Origin of the sequence: Pigmentiphaga aceris, assembly GCF_008119665.1 — a bacterium.
GTDB classification, from domain to species: Bacteria; Pseudomonadota; Gammaproteobacteria; order Burkholderiales; family Burkholderiaceae_B; genus Pigmentiphaga; species Pigmentiphaga aceris.
In genome coordinates this window covers 4,152,936-4,178,644 of the sequence record NZ_CP043046.1, presented here as the reverse complement: position 1 = coordinate 4,178,644, position 25,709 = coordinate 4,152,936, and the positions used below count along the sequence as shown (strand labels likewise).

At 61.4% G+C, this 25,709-nt stretch carries 19 protein-coding genes and 1 tRNA gene; 12 read left to right on the top strand and 8 right to left on the bottom strand.

The window, feature by feature from the left end; translation table 11 throughout:
• Nucleotides 1-35: 35 nt before the first annotated feature.
• Entirely contained in the window at nucleotides 36-2,012 is a 1,977-nt protein-coding gene (locus tag FXN63_RS18065; RefSeq protein ID WP_148816577.1) for a TonB-dependent receptor domain-containing protein, read from the top strand.
• A 22-nt stretch (nucleotides 2,013-2,034) separates the two neighbouring features.
• Here the strand turns inward: FXN63_RS18065 and FXN63_RS18060 are convergent, their stop codons facing one another.
• Nucleotides 2,035-2,727, bottom strand: a complete 693-nt coding sequence (locus tag FXN63_RS18060; protein ID WP_148816576.1) for a Crp/Fnr family transcriptional regulator — start codon at nucleotides 2,725-2,727, stop codon at nucleotides 2,035-2,037.
• A gap of 194 nt (nucleotides 2,728-2,921) precedes the next feature.
• Between FXN63_RS18060 and FXN63_RS18055 the strand changes: the two genes are divergently transcribed.
• On the top strand, nucleotides 2,922-5,165 hold the full coding sequence (locus tag FXN63_RS18055; RefSeq protein WP_148816575.1) for a TonB-dependent receptor: 2,244 nt from the start codon (nucleotides 2,922-2,924) through the stop codon (nucleotides 5,163-5,165).
• 20 nt (nucleotides 5,166-5,185) lie between these two features.
• Here FXN63_RS18055 and FXN63_RS18050 read toward each other — a convergent pair whose 3' ends face one another.
• The 5 genes from FXN63_RS18050 to pgaA all read right to left on the bottom strand — a co-directional run bounded on the left by FXN63_RS18050 (nucleotide 5,186) and on the right by pgaA (nucleotide 13,614).
• Nucleotides 5,186-6,724 carry an EAL domain-containing protein gene (locus FXN63_RS18050; protein WP_148816574.1) on the bottom strand — a complete coding sequence of 513 codons (1,539 nt, stop codon included), beginning with the start codon at nucleotides 6,722-6,724 and terminating at the stop codon, nucleotides 5,186-5,188.
• 183 nt (nucleotides 6,725-6,907) lie between these two features.
• A complete protein-coding gene (locus FXN63_RS18045; RefSeq protein WP_148816573.1) occupies nucleotides 6,908-7,543 on the bottom strand; it encodes a PgaD family protein in 636 nt (211 codons plus the stop codon).
• Entirely contained in the window at nucleotides 7,536-8,822 is a 1,287-nt protein-coding gene (gene pgaC, locus FXN63_RS18040) for a poly-beta-1,6-N-acetyl-D-glucosamine synthase (protein ID WP_148816572.1), read from the bottom strand. Before pgaC ends, FXN63_RS18045 begins: the two co-directional genes overlap by 8 nt.
• Nucleotides 8,819-11,002, bottom strand: coding sequence for a poly-beta-1,6-N-acetyl-D-glucosamine N-deacetylase PgaB (gene pgaB / locus FXN63_RS18035; protein WP_246164879.1), 2,184 nt, complete (start codon nucleotides 11,000-11,002; stop codon nucleotides 8,819-8,821). Before pgaB ends, pgaC begins: the two co-directional genes overlap by 4 nt.
• On the bottom strand, nucleotides 10,999-13,614 hold the full coding sequence (gene pgaA, locus FXN63_RS18030; protein ID WP_187394942.1) for a poly-beta-1,6 N-acetyl-D-glucosamine export porin PgaA: 2,616 nt from the start codon (nucleotides 13,612-13,614) through the stop codon (nucleotides 10,999-11,001). Before pgaA ends, pgaB begins: the two co-directional genes overlap by 4 nt.
• 394 nt (nucleotides 13,615-14,008) lie before the next feature.
• Between pgaA and azu the strand changes: the two genes are divergently transcribed.
• The 6 genes from azu to FXN63_RS18000 all read left to right on the top strand — a co-directional run bounded on the left by azu (nucleotide 14,009) and on the right by FXN63_RS18000 (nucleotide 19,757).
• A complete protein-coding gene (gene azu, locus FXN63_RS18025) occupies nucleotides 14,009-14,404 on the top strand; it encodes an azurin (RefSeq protein WP_148819525.1) in 396 nt (131 codons plus the stop codon).
• Nucleotides 14,405-14,561: 157 nt separating this feature from the next.
• Nucleotides 14,562-16,763, top strand: a complete 2,202-nt coding sequence (gene yccS, locus FXN63_RS18020; protein ID WP_148816570.1) for a YccS family putative transporter — start codon at nucleotides 14,562-14,564, stop codon at nucleotides 16,761-16,763.
• Nucleotides 16,764-16,842: 79 nt separating this feature from the next.
• The gene (serS, locus tag FXN63_RS18015; RefSeq protein ID WP_148816569.1) at nucleotides 16,843-18,171 is read left to right on the top strand and encodes a serine--tRNA ligase; all 1,329 of its coding nucleotides are present in this window, start codon (nucleotides 16,843-16,845) and stop codon (nucleotides 18,169-18,171) included.
• Nucleotides 18,172-18,424: 253 nt separating this feature from the next.
• A tRNA-Ser gene (locus FXN63_RS18010) sits at nucleotides 18,425-18,514 on the top strand.
• 137 nt (nucleotides 18,515-18,651) lie between these two features.
• Nucleotides 18,652-18,960, top strand: coding sequence for an NIPSNAP family protein (locus FXN63_RS18005; protein WP_148816568.1), 309 nt, complete (start codon nucleotides 18,652-18,654; stop codon nucleotides 18,958-18,960).
• A 170-nt stretch (nucleotides 18,961-19,130) separates the two neighbouring features.
• Complete coding sequence (locus FXN63_RS18000) at nucleotides 19,131-19,757, top strand: hypothetical protein (RefSeq protein WP_148816567.1); 627 nt, start codon at nucleotides 19,131-19,133, stop codon at nucleotides 19,755-19,757.
• Between the two features lie 49 nt (nucleotides 19,758-19,806).
• Here the strand turns inward: FXN63_RS18000 and FXN63_RS17995 are convergent, their stop codons facing one another.
• Nucleotides 19,807-20,916 (bottom strand): DUF4214 domain-containing protein, encoded by a 1,110-nt coding sequence (locus FXN63_RS17995; protein ID WP_148816566.1) that lies wholly within the window; start codon nucleotides 20,914-20,916, stop codon nucleotides 19,807-19,809.
• Nucleotides 20,917-21,229: 313 nt separating this feature from the next.
• On the opposite strand from FXN63_RS17995, the gene FXN63_RS17990 reads away from it, so the two are divergent.
• Entirely contained in the window at nucleotides 21,230-21,718 is a 489-nt protein-coding gene (locus FXN63_RS17990) for a hypothetical protein (RefSeq protein WP_148816565.1), read from the top strand.
• Between the two features lie 185 nt (nucleotides 21,719-21,903).
• Complete coding sequence (locus FXN63_RS17985; RefSeq protein WP_148816564.1) at nucleotides 21,904-22,419, top strand: hypothetical protein; 516 nt, start codon at nucleotides 21,904-21,906, stop codon at nucleotides 22,417-22,419.
• A 33-nt stretch (nucleotides 22,420-22,452) separates the two neighbouring features.
• Here FXN63_RS17985 and FXN63_RS17980 read toward each other — a convergent pair whose 3' ends face one another.
• On the bottom strand, nucleotides 22,453-22,974 hold the full coding sequence (locus FXN63_RS17980; RefSeq protein WP_148816563.1) for a hypothetical protein: 522 nt from the start codon (nucleotides 22,972-22,974) through the stop codon (nucleotides 22,453-22,455).
• Between the two features lie 338 nt (nucleotides 22,975-23,312).
• Between FXN63_RS17980 and FXN63_RS17975 the strand changes: the two genes are divergently transcribed.
• Both FXN63_RS17975 and FXN63_RS17970 read left to right on the top strand, forming a co-directional pair.
• Nucleotides 23,313-24,350, top strand: a complete 1,038-nt coding sequence (locus FXN63_RS17975; RefSeq protein WP_148816562.1) for a DUF3592 domain-containing protein — start codon at nucleotides 23,313-23,315, stop codon at nucleotides 24,348-24,350.
• Between the two features lie 182 nt (nucleotides 24,351-24,532).
• Nucleotides 24,533-25,681: a helix-turn-helix transcriptional regulator gene (locus tag FXN63_RS17970; protein ID WP_187394941.1), complete on the top strand. Its 1,149-nt coding sequence runs from the start codon at nucleotides 24,533-24,535 to the stop codon at nucleotides 25,679-25,681.
• Nucleotides 25,682-25,709: the final 28 nt, after the last annotated feature.

The window sequence follows — 25,709 nt, the reverse complement described above, 5'->3', positions numbered from 1 at the left end:
TTTTATTCGCATTCATTTCTGTAGGAAATTCTCTCATGCCTTTCCCGTTTCAAGGTCGGCAGTGCGCCGTGTGGACCAGCTTGGCGCTCGCCACGTGGACGGCAGGTGTCTTACCCGCGCAGGCGCAGAACGCCACGGGTGTCTCGGCCCTGGACGAGGTGGTGGTCACGGCCTCGGGTTTTGAACAACTGATCGAGGAAGCCCCCGCGTCGATCAGCATCATCAAGGGCGACGACTTGCGCAAGCGCGCCACCCGCGATCTGACCGATGCGTTGCGCGACGTGGAAGGTGTGACAGTAAGCGGCACGGCCAACGAAAGCGATATCTCGATTCGCGGCCTGCCGGGCGAATACACGCTGATTCTGGTCGACGGCAAGCGTCAGAGCACACGCGACGCGCGGGTCAATGGCAATCGGGGCTACGAGCAAAGCTTCATTCCGCCCGCCGAGGCGATTGAGCGCATTGAAGTCGTGCGTGGCCCGATGTCGTCCCTATATGGCTCGGACGCCATGGGCGGGGTGGTGAACATCATCACCAAGAAGGTTGCCAACAAGTGGGGCGGCTCGGTGAGCCTGGATTCCACCTTGCAGACGCATTCGGATTCCGGCAATTCCTGGCAAGGGCAGTTCTACCTGAACGGCCCGATCAAGGAAGACGTGGTGGGCTTGCAGATGTGGGGCCGCCAGATGGTGCGCGAGGCCGACGACAAGGATCTTAGCGGTGGCTTCAGCAAGGCGCGTCATCGTGACCTGACGGCGCGCCTGTCGATCACGCCGACGCAGTTCCAGGACATCTTGCTGGAAGCGGGAGCCACGCGTCTGGAAAACGGCAGTGAATTCACCAGTGTGGCCGCGACCACGCTGCAACAGAACAACCGCGATCACTGGTCGATTTCGCATATCGGCCGCTGGGGCTGGGCAACGTCCAAGGTGTCGCTGGCGCGCGAGAAAGCCTGGCGCATTGGGTTCCAGCCGCCGCGCGAACCGCAGATCGAAAACACGGTGCTCGATGCAACCTTGACGGCCCCGATCGGCAATCACATCGTCAGCACCGGTTTGCAATGGAACGATGCGTCGCTGACCGACTTCAACCCAGGCCTGCGTGACAACCGCAACTACCAGTTCGGTGTGGTGCAGAAGGCGGTGTTCGTTGAAGACGAATGGGCGCTGAGCGAGCGTTTTTCGCTGACCGGCGGCCTGCGTCTGGATGACCACGAGCACTACGGCAAGCACTTCAACCCGCGCTTGTACGGTGTCTGGCGTGCAACGGACAACTGGACGGTGAAGGGCGGTGTGTCGCGCGGCTTCAAGGCCCCCGAGCTGCGCGCGATTGTGCCCGGCTACGCCTACCTGCGCGGTCGCGATCGCTTTGTGATGCTGGGCAACCCAGACCTGAAGCCGGAAACCAGCACCACGACCGAGATCGGCACCACCTGGTCGAACCGCAGCAACCTGACGGCCAGCGCCACCTTGTTCCGCACCAACTTCAAGGACAAGCTGTCGACGCTGACCACGACCAATCGCTGGGTGGAAAATCCCGCCATCATCGTGATGGATCGGATCAACATCGACCGTGCCGTGATCAATGGTGCTGAGTTCAGCACCGTGTGGAATGTCAGCCGCACTGTCGATGTGAAGGCCAATTACACCTACACGGATTCCGAGCAACGCAGCGGCACCTATCAGGGCTTTGCGCTGGCACGTACGCCCAAGCACATGTTCAATCTGCGTGGCGAATGGCGTGCCACCGGCCAGACCACGCTGTGGTCGGCGCTGAGCTTCCGTGGCAAGGAAATCGAGGCGGGTGGGGCGAACGGTCGCGAGATTGCGCCGGGCGTGCGTGAGTATCCCAACTACATCACCGCCGACATTGGGGCGTCGTTTGCCGCGACCAAGGATTTGACCTTGAATGCAGCGGTCTACAACGTGGGCGACAAGCGCTTGAACGAAGCGGCCTACAACACGGTGAACTACGGCCGTCGTCTGTGGCTGAGCGCGAACCTGCGTTTTTAAACGGTCACTGAAAACTGCGGCGCTACACCTCTGCGTAGCGTCGCAGTCCGTCCAGATCAACGACGGTAGTACCGCTGTAGGCCACCTTCACCAGCCCCTCGCGTTCCAGTTGCTTCAACGCAATGCTCACACGCGACCGGGACATGTTGCAGAAATCGGCGACCTCGGCCTGGGTGACTTTCAGTTCAAGCGAGTGGGGTGGGAAGAACCACGGGTTGAACAAGGCCCCCAGGCTGCGGGCAACCTTGGCGACCGGGTCCAGCATTTTTTCGAAGGCCGTCAGTTCCATGAATTGCTGGGTGCGTTCGCTCATCTGGCGCATGACGAAGCGATTGAAGGCTGGGTTCTCTTCCAGCAGTTTCAAGAACACTGCCGCAGGCATCTTGGCGATGACCGCGTCGATCAGCGCCACGGCATCGCAATTGCGCGCGCCGCCCGACACGATTCCATCTTCCCCGATCCAGCCGTAGGCCATGCCGGTGTAGGTCACCGACTTGCCTGCGGGTGACGTGCTGCACAGCTTCATGCTGCCCGACACCATGCCAACCCAGTGGTCTGAGGTATCGCCACGCCGCCAGATGTAGCCGCCTGCGGGCACCGATGCAATCTGGATGGTGGGCAGCAGTTGCGTGGCTTGCACATCGGTCAAGGTGTGACTCCAGACGCAGGCCCGCCAGTCGGCCTTGATGCGTTCGATGTCCTTCGTACACAGCATGCAGTGGCTCCAGTCCAGTGCGCGTCGCGGTCATTGCAAAAGCATGCGAAAGCGTGGGAATACGCGCGAATTCACGCCAATTGTTCCGCAGGGAACAAAGTTCGCCTGACGCGGAACTTAAAGTTAATGATTCTTATTATCTAACAAAGTCTGACCGCGCCATGGCATCTGCCGTGCGGTCGGGGGAGATCGACATGCACGACAAGACCCCGCGCGCTGCGCGCCTATGGCACCGCAGTGCGTTGTACTGCGCCTTGATCGGCGCGTGGCCCATGCTGGCCACTGCGCAAGTACGCACGGAATTGCCTGAAGTGGTCAGCACTGCCACACGTGGGGCACAGAACATCTCGGAGCTGGCAGCAACCACCTGGATCATCGAAGGCGAGGAACTTCAGACGCAGATTCGCGCCGGCGTGCCGCTGAAGGAAGCGCTGGGTCAGCTGATTCCCGGGCTTGATCTTGGTCCGCAGGGCCGTACCAACTACGGGCAGAACCTGCGTGGCCGCAGTGTGCTGGTGATGATCGATGGCGTGTCGCTGAACAGCGCGCGTGGCATCAGCCGGCAGTTCGATTCCATCGATCCGTTCAATATCGAACGCGTTGAAGTGCTGTCGGGTGCCAGCGCTGTGTACGGCGGCGGGGCTACGGGTGGCATCGTCAACCTGATCACCAGGCGCGGCGAGCCAGGCGGCCCGGCCTTCACCTCGGAAGTGGGCGTGCGCAGTGGTCTGCGCCATGGCGACGACCATGACACGCGCATCGCCCAGTCGATCAGCGGCGGCAACGATGTGGTGCAAGCACGTCTGGGGCTGGCAGTGCAGAAGAACGAGGCCGCATACGGTGGCGACGGCAAGCAATTGCGCACCGACATTACCCAGACCGACTTGCAGTACAACCGCTCGGTCGATGTGCTGGGCAGCGTTGATATCAAGCTGCCGGCTGGACAGAAGCTGTCTTTGCTGGGGCAGTATTACGAGTCCAAGTACGACGGCGACAAGTCCTTGTACATGGGACCGAACCTGATCGGCGCGCTGACTACCCAAAGCCAGTATCTGGAACAACGCAGCGGCTTCAGGTCTGATGTGGTGCCAACGACCAAGCGCGGCATGTTCAACGCCGACTATCACGCCACCAATATTCTGGGCGGGCAGGACTTCAACGCACAGCTCTTTGCGCGCCAGGAAAAGATTGCGTTCTATCCGTTCCCCGGTCGCATTGCCGTGCCCGGTCTGGGGGCGCTGCCGTATTACTCGTCGTCCAAGCAGAATACCGACGCCGTGGGCTTGAAGACCGCGCTTACCAAGAACTGGGATCGGGTCAGCGTCACTTACGGCGTAGACCTGGACAGAGAAAAGTTCGACGCCACCCAAGTCTTGTTCAACAACGCCACGGCCCTGGCCAGCGGCGGCCTGGTGAACAACGCGATTGGCTCGGTGGGCCGTTATCCCAACTATCAGATCGATGGCGTGTCTGCCTTCGGCCAGGTCGATTGGAAATTGACGGATGCACTGACCTTGTCGGGCGGCGTGCGCCAACAGCGCATGTCGGTTGACGTGGACGACTTCGTGCAGGCCTCGCAGCAGGTACTGGTCAACAGTGGTTATGGCCGCAGTGCAGATGCCATTCCGGGAGGCAGCAATCGCTATAACGTGACCCTGTTGAACGCAGGTGCCACCTATCGTTTTTCGCCTGCGCAGCGGGTGTGGGCCAATTATTCGGAAGGCTTCGAGCTGCCTGATCCGGCCAAGTATTACGGCGTGGGCAACTACCAATTGGTGGGCGGCACGGGCGGAACCTGGCGCTTGTTGAACAGCATCAATGTGGCTGCGTCGCCGCTTACCGGCATCAAGACCAAGCAGGTCGAACTGGGCTGGGCGCGTCGCGCAGGTGGGCTGAGTGCGCAGGCGGCTGCGTTCTATTCGTGGTCCGACAAGAACATCACCTATGTGCCGATCACGCTCAGCTTGCAGGTGGCCGAGGAACGCAAGCGCAACTACGGGTTGGAAGGGCAAGTTGCCTACACCTGGAATGGCGGCTGGCAGGTGGGCGGCAATGTGTTGGCGATTCGTTCAGAGCGTCGCCAGAACGGCGACTGGGTGCGTCAGTCGATCACGGACGCAAGCCCGTCCAAGTTGACGGCGTTTGCCGGCTGGGCCGATGACAAGATGTCGGCGCGACTGCAGGCGGTGCGGTCGTTCTCGTTGTCGGACAGTGCGGGCAACCAGTTGGACAGCTACACCACGTTTGATCTGATGGGCTCGTACAAACTGCCGGTAGGCCGCTTGAGCTTCGGCATTCAGAACCTGCTGGACAAGGACTACCAGACCATCTGGTCACAGCGTGCGCAGGTGTTCTATCGGGGGCTGACCAATGCTGAGACGCTGGACTACCGTGGTCGCAGCCGGACGTTTGCGCTGACGTATACCGCCAGCTATTGATGTAGCAGTCTTTACCGCCATCACCGCTCGAACAGCCGGTCTGCCGGCACCGGCGTGCCGAACAGCCAACCTTGGCCGTAGGCCGTCGGATCGAGCTTCAGGAAGTACGCCGCCTGGCGTTCTTCCTCGATACCTTCCACCACCAGGCCCAGCCCCAGTCCCTTTGCCATCGCAACGATCTGGGGCGCAATGCTGGCGCTGTTGCTGTCTTCGTCCAGGTGCATGGTGAAGACCCGATCAAGCTTGATCGCGTCGATGCTCAGGTCAGCCAGGTAGGACAGGCTGGAGTACTCGGTACCGAAGTCGTCCAGGTACACGCTATGGCCGGCATCGCGCAGCTTCTGAATGCCACGGGCAAGCGGTTCGTGCTCAGCGGTGGAACGCTCGGTCACTTCAAAGCCAAGGCTGTCGGCGGGCAAGCCGCGCTGTTTCAGTTGCGCGGCCACAAAGGGCAGGAAACCCGGGTTGGTCAGATCCTGCACCGAGATGTTGATGGTGATCCGAAAACCCGGCCGCGCTTTGGCCTGCAAGGCCAGTTCGGCCAGCGTGCGCCTGACCACAAAACGCGTGACCTCGTTGATGAAACCGGCTTGTTCGGCGATGGCGATGAAAACTTCTGGATTGACGGGTTTGCCGGATTCGTCCTTCCAGCGCAGCAAGGCTTCCACACCTACCAGGTGTCTGTCGGCCAGCCGAACGATTGGCTGGTAGACCAGCGTCAGATCTCCATTGTGCAAGGCCCGTCGCAGCCGCCGCCTGAGCGAGCGCAGCCAGCCAATGCAAAGACTGATACCCAGGCCACCGCCCATGCCCGTCAGCAGGCCCAGCGCCGCAAACCCTTGCAGTACTGGCGACTCGGACACGGCAGGCGGGCTGGCCAATGTCGCCACGATGCACCCAGGGTAGCGCTTTGAACAGCTCACTTCATAACGCCGGTCCTTCAGCGTCAAGGTATCGCTCGATATCAGCGGAATCGCGTCGATGTCCATCTCGGGATCGTTGCTGATGAAGTGTTCGCGTTTGCCGGCGACATCGACCACGATGGCGTAATCCAACCGGGGATCGACCAGCGAGGTATAGCTCAGCCGACTGACAATGACAGACGCCCTGCCATGCGCAACGACCATCGCCTGAACGTCTGGCACACCCGCCACGTTGGCATTGAAATTCACACGCATGCCACCGGGCGTGATCATATTGGGCGGTGCAAGGGCGACAGGTTTGCTCAGGCGTCCCAAGGTTGCGCCGCACAGTAGCTGCTCGCCATCGAGGCGCGCCACACTTTTGATGAACTGCGACCGGATGACCATGCCGCGCATGTAGGCGATGTCTTCGTCGGAACATGCTGGTGCCGCGAAGGCATTGGTTTGCGCCAGCACTTTCACGACTTCATCGTGTACCTGGTCTGCCCGTGCGATATACGAGGCGGCCAGGGTGGCGGCTTCTTCATGATGCTGCTGTCGTACCGCCAATTCGCCCAGGGCGGCACCCAGCACCAGGCCAAGCAGCCCGCACCCGATCACCCAGGCGCGAGCGCCCGATAGCTGTTGTCCGATCATGCGAGCAGATGTCTCACGGCCTTTCGTATCCAGTCAGACCGCGGAACGGGCATGCACGCCAACCATGCGAAGGCTGGCCTGCCGCACCGTCGTTCCATCAGTTTCAACTAGATACTAAATCACGATGTTCGTGATTGCGGGCATGATTTGCCGCTTGTCTGCGCGACGCGACAGTGTTGGTGCCTATTGCTCTTCGGGGCGAGGCGGGCCCATGACAGGCACGCGGACTGCCGCTGCGCCGTCGGGCGTCGCCGCAGCCAGTCCGGTATCCAGATCGGCCGCGTGACGCAGGCGACCCTTGCGGTCGTGATGCGCCAGCAGGCGACGTGCACGCTGCCAGCGGCTGACGCGCTGGGAACCCAGCGCGGCAAATTCGGCCAGTTCGGCCGTGGAACTGCGCCGAATCATGTAATTGCGCGCTTCCGTCTGCTGCGCCTCGCGCCGCCACGGTCCCATCAACAGCATGATGAAGAAGATGCCCAGGATGATTGCCCCGTAGACCAACAGCAAATGGTAGTCATTGAGGTTCTCGGTAGGCTTGAAAAAGTGCCGCCACGAATAGGCGAACACCCCAATCCAGAAGACCGTGACCAACAGCGGACGAACCACGCGCAGCCACAGGAACAAGACCAGCGCCGCCGGCGCGGAACGGTTCTGCCGAATCGCGTCCAGGGACACGCGGGCGGCGTCCAGAATGGGTTCTTCGTCTTGCGCGGGTTGTGCCCAGTCACGGGTGCGGGGCGGCGGCCTGACGGCACCCGTGGCAGGCCGGATGGCTTCGTCGGGATAGGGGCCGATGATGAGCGGATCTTCAGTCATTGCTTGCTCCTGGTGACGGAACCGCGCCGCGTTCCGGGCTTTCCCAAAGCGCGCGTTTGCCGGGGCGACGCAGCAAGGTGATGGGGATGGCCAAGACGGTGGTGAACATGTTGATCATCCAGAACGCCAGCGGGTACCAGATGGTCCACAGGAAGTAGCGCAGCAGGCGCTTGTCGTAGTGGCGATCGATCCACAGGCTGACGAACATCTGCAACATGCAGGTGATGCCCAGCAACATGCCGTGCCATTCGGGCAGGAAGCCGACGAATTGCCAATCCGGCGGCAGCCACGGGCGCACGATGGCCAGTGCCAGGACGAGGAACATCGCATAGGCCCAGACCACACTGGCCAGATACTCTATATAGATAGGCCACATCTTGATGTGCGTCGGTCGCAGCACTCGGCCGGTGTAACGCATCAAGGTCTGAATGCCGCCGACCGCCCAGCGCTGACGCTGCTGATACAGGCCGCGCACAGTTTCCGGCATCAGAATCCAGCACAGCGCACGCGGCTCGAAACGGATGGTCCATCCCGCCAGCTGCAGTTTCCAGCTGACGTCGATGTCCTCGGTCATCACGTCCGGGCTCCAGAATTCGGTGTCCAGCAATGCCTTGCGACGGAACATGGCCAGCACGCCAGACACCGTGAACAGGCGACCGAACAAATGCTGGCTGCGTTTGATCAGGCCGATGGTGGCCGAGAATTCCCCGACCTGCATGCGGCCGATCAAGGTGGTGCGGGTGCGGATGCGCGGGTTGCCGGTGACGGCACCCACGTTGTCGGATTGCAGCAGGTGGCGCAGCATCCAGCCGATGGCGTCGGGATCAACCAATGCATCGCCGTCGATGCCCAGGATGTACTCACCCTTGGCGAGCAGGGCGGCCGTGTTCAAGGCCACCGCCTTGCCCTGGTTGGTGGCGTGGTGCACCACGCGCAGCGCCGGGTAGCTGAGCGCCAGTGAATCCAGAATGGCCCCGGTGTCGTCCGTACTGCCGTCATTGACGGCAATGACCTCGTAGTTCGGATAACGCGTGCGCATCAATTGCTCGATCACATCGCGAATCGCCATGGCCTCGTTCCTACAGGGAACGACCACGCTCACCAGCGGCAGTTCGGGCAGCAAGGGCAGCGGGTCAAGCCGCCGATTGCGCAGCCGCTCGAATACCAGTGCATGGGCTACGCCGCCGGCCATCCACACGTAGGCCATGAAGAAAGGGTAGTAGAAGACGTAATCGAACAACCATTTCGTCAGCGTCGTGCCGAATGTATCGGGGCTCATTGGCTGCGTCCCGATTGTTGGTCACGGATTTGGTCACGCATGCCGCCCGGCGTTTCAAGCCGGTCGTCGGCAGGCGGGGCTTGTTTCGACGGAGCCAGGGCTGGCGGGGTCTCCAGCGTGTCGACCTCACCCGCCAGGTTGGCGCGGATCGACAGCGCATTGCGTGACACGTCCAGACCAGGTTGATCGTTCAGGAAGTCGTCCGGGTACCACGCCAGGTGACGGGCACCCATGCGATGCAGCATCGACCATTGGGCAGCCAGCGTGGCGTCTGGCACCGGCTTGCTGTCACGCCAGTCGCGGGTTTGCAGCTCGAAGATGGTGCGATCCAGGCCACCAGGCGTAGCAATGACCTTCTGCGCCAGTTCACGCAGCCAGGCTTCCGGGTTCTCGGCCTGTTCCATGTAGGGCATGGCCATCACGGCGGTGTAGTCGTAGCTGGACAAGGCCTGCACGTAGTTCTGCGCGAACCAGGTTTCCGATTCCGGCTGCATCAGCGGCAACGCGAACAGGTTGCGGGCGGTCAGCAGGCCAGGCTGCTGTTCGCGCACGCGGGCTGCGAGTTCCAGCGTGAAATCGGTCAGGAAACGGGTTTTTCCTTTCGCCCACTGTGCGCTCAGAGCCGGGTCGGCGCGGATTGCCTTGATGTCAGTCGGCAGTCCCCACTTGGCGTAGGTGGCCAGCGCATGCGGACTGGTGTCTTCATCATCGGCCAGCATCGCGTCGTCGTGGAACAGCAGGCCGGCGAAGTTGGTGTAGCGGCCCAGGTCTTCGTAGATTTCGCCGATCAGGGTACGAACCGCCGGATCGAAGGGCGACAGGCGTGCGTAGCGACCCTTGGACGGCGCATCGGGCAGCCAGGTAACCGTGTGCGTGGCAAGCGGATTTTCGGCGGGCAGGTGGAAGGCCATCACCGGCATCCATGCATAGACCTGCACGCCAGTACGGGTGCGCAACTGCCATGCAACGCGGTTGAACAGGTCTGCGCGAACCGGCAGATGGCGATTGGGGAAGTACATCGCGTCGGCCACGCCATCACCATCCGGGTCGGCAAAGGCTTGCAGGAATACGCTGCGCGGGCCAATGGCCTGAACGCGATCCAGCAGGCGCGACAGATTGGCTTCCTGTTGAACCGGGTCCGGGTCGTAGATGTAGTCCAGGTCGATGTGCATGGCCCGGTTCTGCGGGTAATAACCACCCGCGCCAGCGCCGGCTGGCATGCGCAGCAGCGAGAAGTCGGGCACCGGCATGTCGTAGGTGGCCAGCGAACGGCGAATCTGGCTCAAGGGCACGTCAGGCGTGTTCGGGCCTTCGTCCAGCGTCAGCATCAAGGGCATGCCGGCCGCAGCGGCCGCATCCTGGGCCACGCGGTTGTAGGCACCGTAGGGCCAGACCATGGCGCGCACTTTCGTACCCGTGCGGTCTTGAATCAGTGCACGGCTGCGACGCAGGTCGGTTTCAATCCGTGCCTGGTACAGCTTTTCGTCTTCGTAAGTGCCATCGCGGTAGACGCGCGTAACGGCAGCCGGTTGCAGATTGCCTTGCGGATTGCCGGGCAAGCCGGTGTGCAGACTGTCGCTGTGGCTGGCGAATTCAACCAAGCCCGATGCGGCCATTTCGCGGGCTTGCGCCCAGGTCATGAAGTTCTCGCGCGGTGGCGGCACCAGGCCACCGTAGCCCTTCACCGGTTGCCCTGCGGGAGACTCCATCCAGTCGGTCACCAAGGCGATCAGCGCGGGGTATTGGAAGCGCTTCAGCAGCGGGAAGACCTTGGTGTAGAAGCTTACGTAGCCATCATCGAAGGTCAGCAAAATGGCGCGCGGCGGCAAGGGCTTGCCGCCAGCACGGGCGTCCACGATCTGCTGCACGCTGATCGGGTGATAGTCAGCCGACTGCAACCAGGCGAACCAGTCCGCCAGCGTCTTTTCATCCAGGGCGGTAGGTTCTGGCGATGTTTCGAAGCTGTTCAGCACGTTGGTGCGAATGTCGTGCAGCGCGACCACGCGGAAGGTCTGGCCATCCTCTGGATCAGGCGGCGGCAGACGCTGCGCGTTGGCGGTCAGCGGACTCAGGGCAAGAGGAATCAACACAAATGCCAGCAGCGCTGCAAAGACACCGTGGCGAGAAAATCGTGATGCGATTCGGCGCGCACTCGCGCGGATCAGACAGGAATTCATCATTGCAGCGGCACCGAGATCGTAAGGAAGACTTCGCGGCTACGTTCGCTGCGTCCATCGTAGGGGTGGCTGGAAATACCCAGGCCGTAGCTCAGTTGCAGGGCATCGCCGATATCCCATTGGTGTTGATATCGGACTGACCACAAGGCACCACTGCCAAACCCTGCCTGGTTGTATCGGCCGGTGCCGGCCTGTACGACTTGGTAGAAGCGGCGGTCATCGCGTTTCCAGGTCAGGTACTGGGCGCGCAGGCCAAGTTCCACCGCACGTTCGCGCGAGGGGCTGAAGTAGGGAACATCCTGGCGGTCCGCACCGGCGACTTCTGCGCCCAACGTGCTTTCCAGCTGGAAGCGCGGGCCGGTGATCAGGCGTTCGCGCCAGCTCAGGCCAACGGCATCGCGCTGGTTGCCATCGCTGTAATCCATGCGTTGCACACGACCGGTGAAGCTGCGCGACTCATTGACCACGTAGGTGGCCGCCGCCGCTGCCGAGTGCGCACCGATGTCGGCACGGCGGGCGCGCCACGGTGTCTCGGGGCTGTTGGTGTCGATTTCTGCGGCGAAGCGCCATGCGTCGCTGGCCCGGTAATTCAGGCCAAGCGCCAGGCCGGTTCGGTACGGGCCTTGATTGGCATGATGTATTTCGCCACTGGCACCCCAGCGTCCTTCAGTCCATTGCAGGCCCAGACCGCTGCGCGCAAGGCGCGAGCTGCCTTGGTCCACATCTGCCTGCGCAAAGATCTGGTGATAGAACACGCGCCATTGGTCGTCGATCAAAGGCGAGCTAAGCGTGGTGTCAGTGCGCCAGTCACGATTCGACAGCGCACCGCCGCCCCAGGACGCACCGGCTTCGATGTCGAGCCGGGCAGCCTGGCGGCCGTCGCGCATGCGTACGGCGTTGCGCACCGCGATCGACTCGGGTGCTTCCTGTTCCAGCGCGTCGGTCAATTCGCGGCCGGCACGGTGTTGGTTGGCGTCCATCAACGCAGTGGCATAGCCAGCGCGCACACTTACGTCGTCAGGCGAATCGGTCAGCAGTTCTTCATAGAGTGCGAGCGCGGCATCCGGGTGTTCGCGCAGGCGCTGCGTCTGGGCCTGACCGTCTCGGAAGCCAGAATGCATGGGGGCCAAGCCGGACAGAATGCCGAAGCTGCGTTCTGCGACGGCAGGGCGGTCGGTATAGAGCTGTTCCAGTGCCCGCAGGTTGCGAACCGCGCCATATTGCGGATTGGCGCGGCCGCGTTCAGGCGAGCGGCGCAGCAACGGAGGCGTGGCGGTTTCCAGCTGCGTCAGCAAGGCGTCGGCTTGCTCGAACTGGGCGGTATCCAGGTAGGCGTAGACCAGGCCCACATGGGTGTCGCTGGGCGTGGGAATGGCGCTGCCACCGTCGCGCAGCGCGGCCTCGTACAGCGGAACCGCCAAATCCGAGCGGCGTTGCTGTTGATAAGCACCCGCGGCAGCCGACAGCGCGTAATAGGGCGGGTTCACGCCATCGGCGCGAAGGGCTTCATATTCGGCAATCACGGCGGGGAAACGGCCGCGTTCCAGCCAGGCCAGCATCCGGTCATAACGAAGCTGCAACGACAGATCGCGCCAGGCGCGGGCAGATTCTTCGTCCGCCGCCGCACGGGCTTGCGCTTCGGCCGTGTTGGCTTCCTGAATCGCCGGTTCGAATCCGGCCAGCACCTCGTCCATTCTCACAAACCGGGCCGGGCCATGACCGACTGCCTGATCGCGCTCGGCAATCGCCCAGCGCAGGCTGCGGCCAAGCGCCTGTTGCTGCATGCTGGCGCGTTCAAGCGGGGTGAACATGTCAGGGGAGGCGGCCTGTGCCTCTTTCCATGCGGCAGTCGGCGCATCGACCTGACCCAGCAGGAAGGTACCTTCGCGGCGCGCATAACGGTGGCCGGGATCGATGGCGTTCAGATCGGTGTAGTTACCCAGCGCCTCCAGCGGGCGCTCACGGGCTTCGTTCAATGCACCGCGCGCTTCCAGCAGCGCAACGCGTTGTTCCAGATCGCTGCCGGCAGACCTGGCCGCCAGCACGTTCAAGACAGTCTCTGCGCGGTCGAACTCGCCGGTATCGGTCAGCCACAGGGCTTCCAGCACACGTGGCCGCCATGCTTCGGGCTGGCGGCTGCGCAATTGCGCAACGGCCTCGCCTTGCAGCGCGTGATCGGGGATCGACCGGGCTGCCTGAAAAACGAATTCCAGGGCGTAATCGGGCAAGCCTGCAATGCCGCCATCGGCGCGGGCGTATCGCACCGCCGACGCAGCGTCGCCCGCACGCATCGCAAACACGATGGTGTCTGCGCGAACGCGTTGGCGTACTGCCGGTGCCAGGGGCTGCGCGGCCCAGGCGTTCAGTTGGTCGACTGCTTGACTGGGGCTGGTGGAGCCGTCGCGCACTGCACCTACCAGGGCATCGTGGCGCGTTGCGTCGTAAGGGCTGGCCGTGGCGGCGCGCGGCGCACCGGCGGTGTCCGCCGATTGCGCATTTCCTGCCAGAGGGATTGCCAAGCCGGCTTGAGCAACGAGCGCGGCGGCAATCAACTGTCGCAGCGTAGGGTAGGCGCGGAGGCTGCGCGCGCCTGTGGGTGGGCTGCGTGTTGGCAAGGGAAAGGATTCCAGTCGAATCATTTGTATGGATGGGTTCACTGTAGGGGGCCATCTGTTAAGGATGAGATACCCCAACGTAAAAGGCGGTAACTTATGAGTAGTTTGGTGTGCTTGTGCCAAAAGCCCTATGTGAATGTTTGGATATTTGGTTTTGTGCGCGCGGCTTGATCCGGATCAAATCCCTGCTTGCTCATACGGAAACTCGGCCGTAACAGAGGCATATCATCTGTAAGCGGCATCTTTCCAGGCCGGGCCATGCGCACCGCCGGACGCCGCCGCAAGCCGTGCAGCCCCACGCGACGCGGTTTGTCGGTTACTCAAGCTGGAGATTCACGTGATTGCTAAGAAAATCTTGTTGGCCTTGGCCGCCTTTGCCGTTGCCGGCCCCGTAATGGCCGCCGACTGCTCGGTAGACATCGAAGGCAACGACGCCATGCAGTTCAACAAGAAAGTCATCGAAGTTAGCAAGAGCTGCAAAGAATTCACGGTCAAGCTGAAGCACTCGGGCAAGATGCCCAAGACCGCCATGGGCCATAACTGGGTGTTGAGCAAGGCCGCCGACGTGAACGCCATCGGCACCGACGGCATTCCGGCCGGCATTGCCGCCAACTACGTCAAGGCAGGCGACACCCGTGTCATCGCTCACACCAAAGTGATTGGCGGCGGCGAGACGGATTCCGTCACTTTCCCGATCAGCGCCTTGAAGGACGGCGAGGCCTATGCCTTCTTCTGCTCCTTCCCCGGCCACTGGGGCGTGATGAAGGGCGAATTGAAGTTGGTGAACTGAACGGATTGAGCTGAAAGGGCTGAACCGAAGCCCGCGAAGTCACCGCAAGACCACGAACGGGTGGGGGGCGTTGAAAAACCCCCACAGTTCGCGCGACCACAATATGGCCGGCATGCGATAGTGTTGCCTCGTCGCACCCCCCCGCTCGGCCCTTCTCATGCGTTTTCCCGCTTTTGTCGATTCTTTGCGCCGTCTCTGGGCGCTGGACACCTTCGTCTACAGCCTGCGCGTCTTCATTGCGCTGGGCAGCGTCATGGCCGTGTGCTGGGCGACCGGCAACGTGGCACTGGCCGCGCCGATCTTCCTGGGCACCATCGCCTGCGCCATCTCCGAAACGGACGACAGCTGGCAAGGACGGCTGCGCGCCCTGGCGGTTACGCTGGTGTGTTTTGCCGCCGCCGCGTTCGCAGTAGAAGCGCTGTTCCCGTTCCCGATACTGTTCGGCATTGGCCTGGCGCTGGCGGCATTCGGCCTGACCATGCTGGGCGCGGTCGGTGACCGATATCGCGCCATCGCCTACGGCACGCTGATCCTGTCGATCTACACCACCATCGGCATGGACCAGCACGCGCAGGCCACCGGCACCTTCTGGCGCGAACCGGTGCTGTTGCTGATCGGTGCCGCCTGGTATGGCCTGCTGTCGGTATTGTGGGCAGCGCTTTTCCGCCATCAGCCCGTGCAACAGAATCTGGCGCGCGTGTTTGAAACCCTGGGCGACTACCTTCGCCTGAAAGCCGCGCTGTTCGAACCGGTGCGCGACAACGACATCGAAGCCAAGCGCGTGGTGCTTGCGCAGAAGAACGGCCAACTGGTGCAGGCGCTGAACATCGCCAAGGAAAGTATCTTCAGCCGCATGGGCACGCGGCCCGATCCGAAGATCAAGCGCTATCTGAAGCTGTACTTCATTGCGCAAGACGTACACGAACGGGCCAGCTCGTCTCACTACCCGTATCACACGCTTGCCGACGTGTTCTTCCACAGCGACGTGCTGTTCCGTTGCCAGCGCCTGCTGCAACTGCAAGGCCGCGCCTGCCGCCGCCTGGCGCGCAGCATCCAGCTGCGCCAGCCCTACGAAAAAGGCCCGGATACCGCTCAGGCGATCGAAGACCTGCGCAATTCCCTGGAGTTCCTGCGGGCCCAGGACCGACCCGAATGGTTCCGCCTGCTGCGTTCGCTGGGCGCGCTGGGCGGCAACCTGACCCGCCTGGACGCCCGCCTGGCCAGCGCCAGCGCAGCCGACCTGGGCGTAGAGGGCGAAGACAGCAGCCTGTTCGACCGCTCGCCGCGCTCTTTGCGCGATGCCTTCGACCGCATCCGCCTGCAATTGACGCCCTCGTCGCCGCTGTTCCGCCATGCGCTGCGCCTGTCGCTGGCGCTGACGGCTGGCTACGTCGTGCTGCACCTGATCCACGCGCGACAGGGTTACTGGATCGTGCTGACCACGCTGTTCGTCTGCCAGCCCAACTACGGGGCCACGCTTACGCGGGTGGGGCAGCGCATGCTGGGCACCGCCTTCGGCCTGTTGATGGGCTGGGCATTTTTGACGCTATTCCCCGACCTGTTGATGCAGTCTGCGATTGCCGTGATGGCCGGCGTGGTGTTCTTCTCTACCCGCACCAAGCGCTACCTGGTGGCGACTGCCGCGATCACCTTGTTGGTGTTGATGAGTTTCAACCAGATCGGCAACAGCTACGACCTGATCGTGCCGCGCATGGTCGACACCTTCATCGGCGCGCTGATCGCCGGCATTGCCGTGATCACCATCCTGCCCGACTGGCAGGGCCGCAAGCTGGGCAAAGTCGCGGCCGCCGCGCTGGCCAGCAACCGCCGCTACCTGCAGCAGATTCTGTCCCAATACGACACCGGCGCGCGCGACGACCTGGCCTACCGCCTGGCGCGTCGAGACGCCCACAACTCCGACGCTGCCTTGTCGACCGCTGTGTCCAACATGCTGAAAGAACCCGGCCACGTGCGCCGCGACACCGACAGCGCCTTGCGCTTTCTGGTGGTGTCGCACACCTTGCTGGGTTATCTGTCGGCGCTGGGTGCGCACCGCGATGCGCTGTCCGAGGATTCGCGCGATGAACTGATCAGCAAAACGGTGGTGCAGGTGGGCAACCGGATGGACTTGATCATCCGCAGCCTGGCCCTTGGCGACCCCCTGCCGCCGGTAGACCCCACCGAGCAGGAACTGGCCGACGAACTGGACAAGGCATCTGACGACACCGATGATGCCCACCGCCTGGTGCTGACTCAGCTGGCGCTGATCTGCCGTCAGATGGGGCCGCTGCGGGACGTAGCGATGAAGCTGATGTCCAAGCAAGAGGTCAAGGACAAGGTGCAAGTCTTGCCCGCATGAACGCAGATTCCTGGGGCAAGTCGGGGGAAGTGCGCTTGCGTACTAAAATGCCTGCACATTTCTCCACTGGCCTCGCCTCATGCTCGATATCGCCCTGCTGCGCAAAGAACTGCAACCCGTCGCCGACCGCCTGAAGGCGCGCGGCTTCGACCTCGACGTCGCCCGTTTCCAATCGCTTGAATCGCGCCGCAAGGCCGTGCAGACCGAAACCGAAACCCTGCAAGCCCAGCGCAATTCGCTGGCCAAACAGATCGGCGCGCTGAAGTCCAAGGGCGAAGACGCATCTGCGGTCATGGCACAGTCGCAGGCCATCCCGGCCCGCCTGAAAGAACTGGAAGCCGAACTCGGCACCATCCAGCACGATGTGCAGGAACTGATGCTGTGGATGCCCAACCTGCCGCACGAAAGCGTGCCCACTGGCGCGTCGGAGGCCGACAACGTCGAAGTGCGCCGCTGGAGCCCCACCGGTTCCGAGCCGACCGCATTGCCGTTTCCGGCCAAGGACCACGTCGCGCTGGGCGAACCGCTGGGCCTGGACTTCGACACCGCCGTGAAACTGGCCGGTTCGCGTTTCAGCCTGCTGCGCGGCCAGATCGCACGCCTGCACCGCGCGCTTGCGCAGTTCATGCTGAACACGCAGACCGAAGAACACGGCTACACCGAGTGCTACACGCCCTACATCGTGAACACCGCGTCTTTGATCGGCACCAACCAGTTGCCCAAGTTCAAGGACGACATGTTCTGGGTCACCAAGGGCGGCCCGTCGGAAGACGAACACGGCAACCCCGTGGCGCAGGAAGACCTGTACCTGATCTCGACCTCCGAGATCACACTGACCAACACCGTGCGCGGCGAAATCGTTGCCGAAGCCGAATTGCCCATCAAGCTGACCGCCCACAGCCCGTGCTTCCGCTCGGAAGCCGGCAGCGGCGGCCGCGACACGCGCGGCATGATCCGCCAACACCAGTTCGACAAGGTCGAAATGGTGCAGATCGTGCACCCGGAAAAGTCGCAGCAAGCGCTGGAAGAAATGGCCGGCCACGCCGAACGCGTGCTGCAACTGCTGGGCCTGCCGTACCGCGTGGTGCTGCTGTGCACCGGTGACATGGGCTTTGGTTCGTCCAAGACCTATGACCTGGAAGTGTGGCTGCCCGCGCAGAACACCTACCGAGAGATTTCCTCGGTATCGAACTGCGAAGCCTTCCAGGCCCGCCGCATGCAAGCGCGCTTCCGCAACGCGCAAGGCAAGCCGGAACTGGTTCACACCCTGAACGGCTCGGGTCTGGCCGTTGGCCGCGCACTGGTCGCCGTGCTGGAAAACTACCAGCAGGAAGACGGGAGCGTGGTGGTGCCGGACGTGCTGCGCCCGTACATGGGCGGCGTTGAAGTGCTCAAGGCAAAGGCCTGATCGACAGGCGAGGGTGGTGCGCGACGGGCTTGCCAGCGCGCACCATCAAATTTTTTTCGTATTTCATGCAAAAAAAGTGCGGGTGCCGAGACAAGCACCCAATTTCTTTGCTATAGTTTCTGTCTTCGGTGCTCGCCAATGACCAAGGCGAAAACAATCACCCAGAGCAAAGCTCGAAAGAGCCAAACCAAGGTGATTTCAGCAAGATACTTAGCAAGATCAAGTATCAGCTGCTGACGAGAATGCAGTATCCGGAGAGGTGGCAGAGTGGTCGAATGTACCTGACTCGAAATCAGGCGTACGTGCAAACGTACCGTGGGTTCGAATCCCACCCTCTCCGCCAAATTCTGGCTTGGCAGTGCCTAATAACTGCTTAAAGAAACCCGCATCAGCCTAAGCTATGCGGGTTTTTTTACGTCCTGCGCAGCGCTTGATTCCCAGAACAGGCTTTTTCATCAGCTTTTAAACGAGAGGAATTTTATGGCGGTAACTTGCTATCTTCGTTATGTGGTTGACCCAGAAAAATTGGATCAATTCGAAGCCTACGGAAAAATGTGGATTCCGCTTGTTGAAAAGTTTGGCGGTACACATCACGGCTATTTCTTGCCGTCAGAAGGGGCCAATAACATCGCGCTGGCGTTGTTCTCATTCCCCAGTCTGGCCGAGTATGAGGACTACAGAAATCGTTCAAAAACTGATGCCGACTGCATTGCTGCATTTAAATATGCGACGGATACAAAGTGCATCATCAGTTATGAACGAAGTTTCTTCCGGCCGGTTTTTAATTAAGATTGGCATAAGTGTTCAAAAATCTTGCCTCTGTGCAGGATTTTTTTATTCAGGAAAGGGGCGTTTCCCAAGCCTAAGCCTCCAGTACATCGCGTGGCCGATGCTTACCGATGGAAATCACGCCAATCTGCTACGGTTCACACCTCATTCACCGCAAGCAAGGAGACGGCATGTCCGAACCCCAATCCGCCTTTTTGAAGTTCAAGACCAGCCGTGAGGTGCTTGCGCGCTGGCTCGACGCCAAGCCGTCTTTGGCCAGTCGCTGGCATGACTGGCGGGAAATTGGCGGTGAGTGGTACCTGGCGCGTGGCGTGACCTCGCTTGCCACGGCGACGGACGCCGATCTTGCCGAGACGCTGGGCGGGGCGGATCAACGCCTTGCGTCCTTTGCCGATAATCGCGAGCTGTTGACGGCGCTGGTCACCCATACCGCCGAAGCACCTGAATTATGGGTGTCGGCGTTCGATCAGGCTGGGGAGGCTTTCGTGGCAGGGTCATTGACCTATTCCGAAAACCTGGAAGATTTCATCGTCTTCCTTGCCGTGGCACGCGGTGTGGCCGACGACCTGGACCCCGCCGACCATGGCCTGGCGGTCATTCACAATTATCTGTGGGGCGGCGAGGAAGAACAGAACACGACGGCTGCGGTGCAGATGACGTCAGGTGCAAGCAGCCTGTTGCCCAAGCCAAAGCAGCCTGACGCGGCATCTGCGTTCCTGCCGATTGTCGACGCGCTGCTCGGGGGGCAGTTGCCGTCTGGGTTTTCAACTCGTGATGAGCTTGCCCTGCTGAATTAACACATGGCGTGCCCGCCTGCGATCCCCGCGCATCACCGCACCAAGCACATCACAGAATGAACAAGGATTCGTTCACTTGTGCGATGGGCAGCGCAATCGACAGCCACATATCGGTTTGCGGATCGAGGTTGCCGTTGCCGTTGATGTCGACAAAGACTTCGGTGGTGGGGCGATTGTTGATGCCGGTGTCTTCGAACATGGCCAAGGCTTTGCCCTGGAAGAAGCCATCGTGCACCCGGTATGCCGCGGGTGGGCCGCTGGTGCTGAATTTGCCGTTCAAGGTGTCGTTGACAATCGCGATATTGCCGGACTCTTGTGTCCGCAAGTTGAAGACGCTCAGGTCGATCCGGTCTCGCTGCGGCTCGACGTAGACAACCGGGCGGCCCGCCGTCAAATAGTAGGATGAGTCGCCGAAGTCGTAGGCGATGTAGGCGAAGGGCGCTTGGCTGGCTGTGCTGAATTTGACGACGTCGCGCCCGAAGGTCGTGAAGTGGTTGTCCGCGTCCGGGCCCCAGCCAAGCTCGATGCTCTGGTCAATTGCCGACGCAAAGCTCGTAATCAGGTTGATGGCTTCGCCCGATGCGCGACCTGGCAATACGACTTCGCCGTTCTGGATCATACCAAGCGCGGTATTGACCGAGGCCAGCGTGTGATCAACCGCGCCCAGCAAGATGCGCGCGGCATCCAGGGACGCTTCGTAATCCGATTGCGTGCCGAACTGCTTCACGCTGCTGGTTGCCGCATCTGCCACAAACTGTTTGTTCGTCAGCGACAGCTTGTCGTTGGTGTCGGTCTGCGCATCGGCGGCACGCAGAACGTTCATCAGAATCTGCGCGCGCGCTTCACCTTCGGAATACGTGCCGTCTGCCACCCAGGTGCGGAACGCGTTCGCCCAGAACAACCTGCCCTCGGCATCGGGTGCGCGGTTGAACATGTTGTCGTACGCGGTATCGAGAAAGGTCTCGATGGACGTGCCCGGCGGGTACATTCTGGCGAATTCCGGCGTTGCCGGATCACCGAACAGCTTGATTGCCGAGTCGATCAGATTGCCCGAGGCCGTCGCGCCAGCTTCCCAGAAAGCCAGGCCAGCGGGATCGGCCGGCCGTCCGAAGTAAGCGTTATAGAACTGCTGAATTTGCGCAGCGACGGTCAAAGCCATGATTTGCTCAGGAAGGTAGCGGAATTAGGTCAGGTTCGGTACTGGAGGCTCAGTCCTGAGCCCCACCTGGTGGGGTATACGGGGCTAGCGGCACAAAGGATGCATCAATCCTTTCGAATTTGCTCAACCATTCGTCCGATAGCGGGCAATGCCGCGCCGGCAGCGACATCGGCTTGCCCATACAACCCAATATCGTCCGGGAACATCAAGAACTTGATATCTGTGCTGTCGCTTTCTTGGCACGTGACATGCTAGGTCATGGGGGTATTCGCCAGCCCTTGGGCTGTCCTCAGTCAGTTTGCACAGGTGTTTTATGGACCGTCTTATCGTTTCCGCAGATTTACTTCGCCATGGCGAGCAATATTTGGAAGCCAGTGACGCCGTCCATCAAACCCTGACCGCGCAACCGCGCTACCAAGGCATTCCGCCACTGCCCACCTTGCAATTGATCGGCGGGGCGTTCGAGATGTTGATGAAGGCGTTCTTGCTGGAGTACGGCGAAAGCCCCAGGCTGCTGCAAAGCCTGGATTCGGATCTTGAACGTATCCGGCGTCGCGCGGCCGACATGGGACTCGGGCAACTGGTGGCGTTTCAGGGCCTGGAAGAAACCGCCATCGATTTGCTGGGCCAGCATTTGGTCAACCGCGAACTGGGGTTCCAGCGCTTCGCAAGCAGCTCACCACCGCCTTATTTCCTGCTGCGTGCAGCCGCAGGGCGGCTTGCGCCAGCAGTGCGTCAGGACATCGAGCGTCGCCATGCCGAGCGAACCGATCAAACGGGCAAGATAGCCAATCGGGCGTGATCGACGCCTGTAAATGGCTAGTCCGTCTGGATGATGGGTGTGGTGTCCGTGCCATGTCTTGCGCGATGAATGCCCCGATATGCACGCCACGAGGTACGATCCCGGGAAATTCGCTCGGAGAGCGGTAATGGACGGCGCAACATGGACGGCTTGAAATGGACGGCTTGATTACGTGGCTTATCGCAATGAAGCCGCTGTGGTTTTTGGCAGCTTGGTTGGCAAGCAGTGTGTTCGGTGCGTTTGTCGCGCTTGAAAAGAACCGCTGCGGGCTTTGCTGGTTTGCGATGGGTGTCTTGTTCGGCCCGCTGGCCTTGATCACCACGGTGGGCCTGCCAGTCAAGCTTGCGCGTCCGACTGCACCGCCCAAGCCTGACGCGCCTGTGGCACATGCGAACGCGCCGTTTGGGCATGCGTCGCCGGCACACCCGCCAGCAGCCCATGCCCCGCATCACGCACACCCTGCGGCGGCTCATCCGGCAAGTCCTGCCCACCCGCACCATGCGCCGACCGCGCATCCTGCCGTGGCGCAAGCCTTGCAAGCAGCGCATCCGCCCGCTGCTGCACATCATGCAGAGCCGGTACACACACCGCCCAAGATGAGTTTCCTGGAATCGGCCATGGAACGGCCAGCGGCAGGCATCGCAGTGGCCGCCGTGGTGGTGGTATTGCTGCTGCTTTACTTTGCTAGCCGGCATCTCTGAATGCTGAACAGTTCAGAATTGTCCTGAACAGTCTTACTTCGACCGATCTCCGCGTTTGCGGGGCTCGGTCAGCACGCCTTTCTCGAAAGTCCAGGTTTCTTCCACGATGCGCTTGCCATCTTCGGCAGGCAGCGTCACGGCAATCCGTTCGCCGTTGACATTGATCTTCGGAATGTCGCTGCAGTTGCCAAACACCTTGGTCGTCGTGACCGAGCCACTCTTGTTCAACTGCACCAAGCGATAGTTGGCCGGGCAGGCGTTGCCACCCGAATACTCGCTGACCAGCACGACCTTGCTGTTTGGCAGGTCAAACTGATATTCGATTTTCATTCTGTCGCCATCGGTGCGGGCAAGCTCCTTGTCGCCCAGCATCAGCTTGACGCCGTCATATTCCTCTTTCGGATTGACCAGCAAGATCCGCATGGTCTGGGAACCGATCTGCAATTTTTCGACGGACTTGAATTCGTCATGAGTGATGCCCAGCGGCAAGGCCGAAGCCAGTACCGGGGACAGGAGCGCCAATATTGCAGCGGAAAGGGTGGCGGTCTTTTTCATGGCGGAGTTGGTCCCTGCGAGGGCGGATATGAATGCCCGCTTATAACCGCCTTGCAGGTCAACGACGCTGAATAAATACAGCACCGCTACATGCCGTAAATCCTGAAATGAACAGCACCCTTGAATTGCAATGTGTTGCGTGTTGCTCGCGCATCGGTATCTGCATGCCTGCCAGCAGTTGGCATACTGACGAGCCTTGAATACGGACGTGCGTTAGTGCCTGTGTTCGCCATGGGCATCCACGATCAACGGCCATGCTGAGACACGACAATGCGCGATGACGTCATCACCGCCCAGTTGGTATCCCGCCAAGCTTGTATGCATAAAGCGTTGACTGCATGAGGCGCGTCGTCCGCTGGTTGGTGACCATGTTGGCAATTGCCGGCCCCGTGGTCTTTCTTTGTCTGATGCTGTCCCCCAGGTTGATGGAAACCATGTCGATTGCAACCGACAACCTGGTGCCCGTCGAGGCGCAGCTGACGTCCTGCACTCCCCATCGTAATGGCCAGCGCGCGCAGTCCGAGATCATCTGCCGCTTCACGTTCACCTATGAAGGCACACAGCGCAGCGCAGAAAGCAGTGCATGGAGTCGCGACGACCCGTTCCTGACGTCGGATGGCCTGGTGCAAGCGCTTGCACAGCAATCCGCACAGACCACACGCACCGCCTACTTGCGCCCCAGGGCACCAGAGGCCGCCGCGCTGTCTGACCCCAGATGGGTGACCACGCCGCCGCTGTGGCTCTTGTTGCTGGGTTTGTTCGGCGCATCGATGGCAGTCATCGTTCGCGCAGACCCATCGGGGCTGCCACATCGTCGTGCAGACCTGGCTCCTGATCCTGCCACCGGTCACTTGGTCTCGATCAACCACCATCGCCGCGATCGCATCCGGCGACGTCTTGTGATCCAGGCCGTGGCCGCATTGCTGGCTGGTGGCATATGTGTCTTCGGCCTGTCCAACCAACCCGCCAACACCGTGGCCATGCTGGGGATGCGCGCGTTGCAGCCGGTGCCTGCACAACTGGTGGATTGCGGTCATCGGTATCACCGCACCGGGCGCAGCGGCTACGACAGTCTTGAGTGCGGCTTTGTCTACACGGTTGCGGGAAATAGCCACCGTGGCGTTGCCGAGTCGCTGCGATTCGGACTGATCCCGACCAATGCGCGCATGGATGCGGAAGTGGCGAAGCTGAAGGCCCAACCCGCCGTCACTGCCTATGTCGACCCACGTTACCCCAACTATGCCTGGGCATTCCTGAACGAGAACATGTTTGTCTTATTCAGCTGGGGGCTGTTCGAGCTGCAACTGCTATTGGTGGTGCTGGTGATGGGCGGGGTGATTATTGCAGCGGCTGTGCGGTGGCAGCGCGCAGATTGATATGTTTTTGCTGATGGTGCGATTCAGTGAAGTAAAGCCATGAAGTAAAGCCCTGATTCAGGGCGGTAAAGCCATATAAGTGCTTGCTGTAGCTTGCTGCAACGCGGTAATTTGGTCCCAGCCAGAGCTTTATCTCAGTGCAGCGATTCCGCATGCACATCAGACGGCATCACCGTGTCCTTATGACAAGCAATCTAGATAATGCAGTCGAACTGCTGTTCGATTCGATACTCGACGATGCCTTGTTCGAGCCTGCGATTGCCGGTCTTGGCCAGGCGATGGGCAATCGTCGGGCCTTGCTCATCTGGTCGACGCGGGTTGGGAAGGAAGCCGCCGAGATCGTTGCCACGCACCGCGCCGATGGTGCGGATTTCGATACCTTCCTGAGCGATTACGGCGCGTACTACCATCAGTACGATCCCACCAAGTTCAGGTGGGAGTCGATGCGTGAGCATCACTGGTTGGTCGAAGATCAGACCGAAAGTCGCCAAGTGTGGGCCAGCGGTCATTTTTATCAGGACTTTGCGCTTGCCCAGGGGATTGTCGGGTGGGCGGCGCTGAAAGTCGGGCAGTCGGCACCGGAACGCGGCACGCACGATTGGGCACTGACCTTTCCGCGTGACAGGGGAGCAAAAGGCTTCGATGCCGCTGCGTTGCACGCCATGCAGCACGTGGCACCGCAACTGCGTCGCGCCTTCCACCTGCGTCGGCAGCATGCCGAATTGCGACGCCTGGCGAACGCCGGACTGGAAGCCTTCAATCTATATCGCTTTCCGCTGATGCTGACCGAGACGGACGGCAGACCGCGCTTCTGCAATACCGCTGCCGAGCGTTATCTGGCGCAGGCTACAAGCTGCTTGCAGATGAAGTCCACCATGATGCAGGCCCGGGTAGCCGAAGAACAGCCGCGCTGGCGCAGCTTTGTCGCCGCTGGCGCGCAAGCGCTGGGCAATGCGGCGGCCGGCATCAGGCTGCGGGATGGGAACGGAATCCCGGTCTTGATCCAGCGCTTGCCGCTGACTCCGTCCTTGCGAAGCACAAGCGCCTGGGAGCGTCCGCTGCAACTGATGGTGGTGCACGAGCAGTCTTCGCTGGACGCGGCAACATCCCCGGAAATCCTGCGCTACGTGTACGGCTTCACGCAGGCAGAACGCCGCGTGGCGCGCGCCTTGGCCCAAGACCGCAGCCTGCTGGAGATCGCTGAAGCCAGCGGCACCAAACCCTCTACCGTCCGCAGCCAGATCAAGTCCATGCTGGCGAAGACAGGGTGTCGTCGCCAGGTGGAACTGGTGCGGCTTCTGGTCATGTTGACTGGCTTTGTGGGGCACTGAGCGCCGTAACCACGCCGCCCTTCAATGG

Bases quoted from the DNA above. Each gene is read 5' to 3' on its own strand.
- FXN63_RS18065 (WP_148816577.1), top strand. From the start codon at position 36: ATGCCTTTCCCGTTTCAAGGTCGGCAGTGCGCCGTGTGGACCAGCTTG.
- FXN63_RS18060 (WP_148816576.1), bottom strand. From the start codon at position 2,727: ATGCTGTGTACGAAGGACATCGAACGCATCAAGGCCGACTGGCGGGCC.
- FXN63_RS18055 (WP_148816575.1), top strand. From the start codon at position 2,922: ATGCACGACAAGACCCCGCGCGCTGCGCGCCTATGGCACCGCAGTGCG.
- FXN63_RS18050 (WP_148816574.1), bottom strand. From the start codon at position 6,724: ATGATCGGACAACAGCTATCGGGCGCTCGCGCCTGGGTGATCGGGTGC.
- FXN63_RS18045 (WP_148816573.1), bottom strand. From the start codon at position 7,543: ATGACTGAAGATCCGCTCATCATCGGCCCCTATCCCGACGAAGCCATC.
- pgaC (WP_148816572.1), bottom strand. From the start codon at position 8,822: ATGAGCCCCGATACATTCGGCACGACGCTGACGAAATGGTTGTTCGAT.
- pgaB (WP_246164879.1), bottom strand. From the start codon at position 11,002: ATGATGAATTCCTGTCTGATCCGCGCGAGTGCGCGCCGAATCGCATCA.
- azu (WP_148819525.1), top strand. From the start codon at position 14,009: ATGGCCGCCGACTGCTCGGTAGACATCGAAGGCAACGACGCCATGCAG.
- yccS (WP_148816570.1), top strand. From the start codon at position 14,562: ATGCGTTTTCCCGCTTTTGTCGATTCTTTGCGCCGTCTCTGGGCGCTG.
- serS (WP_148816569.1), top strand. From the start codon at position 16,843: ATGCTCGATATCGCCCTGCTGCGCAAAGAACTGCAACCCGTCGCCGAC.
- FXN63_RS18005 (WP_148816568.1), top strand. From the start codon at position 18,652: ATGGCGGTAACTTGCTATCTTCGTTATGTGGTTGACCCAGAAAAATTG.
- FXN63_RS18000 (WP_148816567.1), top strand. From the start codon at position 19,131: ATGTCCGAACCCCAATCCGCCTTTTTGAAGTTCAAGACCAGCCGTGAG.
- FXN63_RS17995 (WP_148816566.1), bottom strand. From the start codon at position 20,916: ATGGCTTTGACCGTCGCTGCGCAAATTCAGCAGTTCTATAACGCTTAC.
- FXN63_RS17990 (WP_148816565.1), top strand. From the start codon at position 21,230: ATGGACCGTCTTATCGTTTCCGCAGATTTACTTCGCCATGGCGAGCAA.
- FXN63_RS17985 (WP_148816564.1), top strand. From the start codon at position 21,904: ATGAAGCCGCTGTGGTTTTTGGCAGCTTGGTTGGCAAGCAGTGTGTTC.
- FXN63_RS17980 (WP_148816563.1), bottom strand. From the start codon at position 22,974: ATGAAAAAGACCGCCACCCTTTCCGCTGCAATATTGGCGCTCCTGTCC.
- FXN63_RS17975 (WP_148816562.1), top strand. From the start codon at position 23,313: ATGAGGCGCGTCGTCCGCTGGTTGGTGACCATGTTGGCAATTGCCGGC.
- FXN63_RS17970 (WP_187394941.1), top strand. From the start codon at position 24,533: ATGACAAGCAATCTAGATAATGCAGTCGAACTGCTGTTCGATTCGATA.